Here is a 1,700-nt window from a genome sequence, read left to right as displayed (position 1 = left end):
CGTCACGTCGAAGCCGGCAACGGCGAACGCGTCGCGATCATCTTCGAGGCCGACGACGGCACCGTCACCCGCGTCACCTACGCCGATCTGCTCGCGCGCGTGTCGCGCTTCGCGAATGCGCTGAAGAAACGCGGCATCGGCAAGGGCGATCGCGTCGTCATCTACATTCCGATGTCGATCGAGGGCATCGTCGCGATGCAGGCCTGCGCGCGCATCGGCGCCACGCACTCGGTCGTGTTCGGCGGCTTCTCCGCGAAGTCGCTCAACGAGCGGCTCGTCGACGTCGGCGCGGTCGCGCTCATCACCGCCGACGAGCAGGCGCGCGGCGGCAAGACGCTGCCGCTCAAGAGCATCGCCGACGAGGCGCTCGCGATGGGCGGCTGCGAGGCCGTGAAGAGCGTGATCGTCTACCGCCGCACCGGGGGCAAGATCGACTGGCACGCCGGGCGCGACCTGTGGATGCACGAGATCGCCGACGGCGAGTCCGACACGTGCGCTCCGGAATGGGTCGGCGCCGAGCATCCGCTGTTCATCCTCTATACGTCGGGCTCGACCGGCAAGCCCAAGGGCGTGCAGCACAGCACCGGCGGCTACCTGCTGTGGGCCGCGCAGACGATGAAGTGGACCTTCGACTGGAAGCCCGCCGACGTGTTCTGGTGCACGGCCGACATCGGCTGGGTCACCGGCCACACGTACATCACCTACGGCCCGCTCGCGTGCGGCGGCACGCAGGTCGTGTTCGAAGGCGTGCCGACCTATCCGGACGCCGGCCGCTTCTGGAAGATGATCGACGCTCACAAGGTCACGGTGTTCTACACCGCGCCGACCGCGATCCGCTCGCTGATCAAGGCCGCGGAAGCCGACGACCACGTCCACCCGAAGAGCTACGACCTGTCGAGCCTGCGCATCATCGGCACGGTCGGCGAGCCGATCAATCCGGAAGCGTGGATGTGGTACCACAAGCACGTCGGCCAGGAGCGCTGCCCGATCGTCGACACGTGGTGGCAGACCGAGACCGGCGGCCACATGATCGCGCCGCTGCCGGGCGCGACGCCGACGGTGCCGGGTTCGTGCACGCTGCCGCTGCCGGGCATCATGGCCGCGGTGGTCGACGAAACGGGCCAGGACGTGCCGAACGGGCAAGGCGGCATTCTCGTCGTCAAGCGTCCGTGGCCGGCGATGATCCGCACGATCTGGGGCGACCCGGAGCGCTTCAGGAAGAGCTATTACCCGGAGGAACTCGGCGGGCGGCTGTACCTCGCCGGCGACGGCACGGTGCGCGACAAGGACACCGGCTACTTCACGATCATGGGCCGCATCGACGACGTGCTGAACGTGTCGGGCCACCGGCTCGGGACGATGGAGATCGAGTCGGCGCTGGTGTCGCACGAGCTGGTGGCGGAAGCGGCGGTGGTCGGCCGCCCGGACGACACGACGGGCGAGGCGGTGGTCGCGTTCGTGGTGCTCAAGCGTTCGCGTCCGGAAGGCGAGGAAGCCGCGGCGCTGGCGAAAACGCTGCGCGACTGGGTGGGCAAGCAGATCGGTCCGATCGCGAAGCCGAAGGACATCCGCTTCGGCGACAACCTGCCGAAGACGCGCTCGGGCAAGATCATGCGGCGCCTGCTGCGCTCGCTCGCGAAGGGCGAGGCGATCACGCAGGACACCTCCACGCTCGAGAACCCGGCGATCCTCGAGCAGCT

Annotated in this window: 1 protein-coding gene; it reads left to right on the top strand. The window is 68.7% G+C overall.

The annotated features are described in order from the left end of the window. Nucleotides 1-1,700, top strand: a 1,700-nt coding sequence (gene acs / locus HW466_RS30880; protein ID WP_151007046.1) for an acetate--CoA ligase, incomplete at both ends; no start/stop codon positions are given.

The organism is Burkholderia territorii, from assembly GCF_902833055.1.
GTDB lineage: Bacteria > Pseudomonadota > Gammaproteobacteria > Burkholderiales > Burkholderiaceae > Burkholderia > Burkholderia territorii.
Note: the sequence above shows the minus strand (reverse complement) of the source record. Positions and strands in the feature narration are given on the sequence as shown.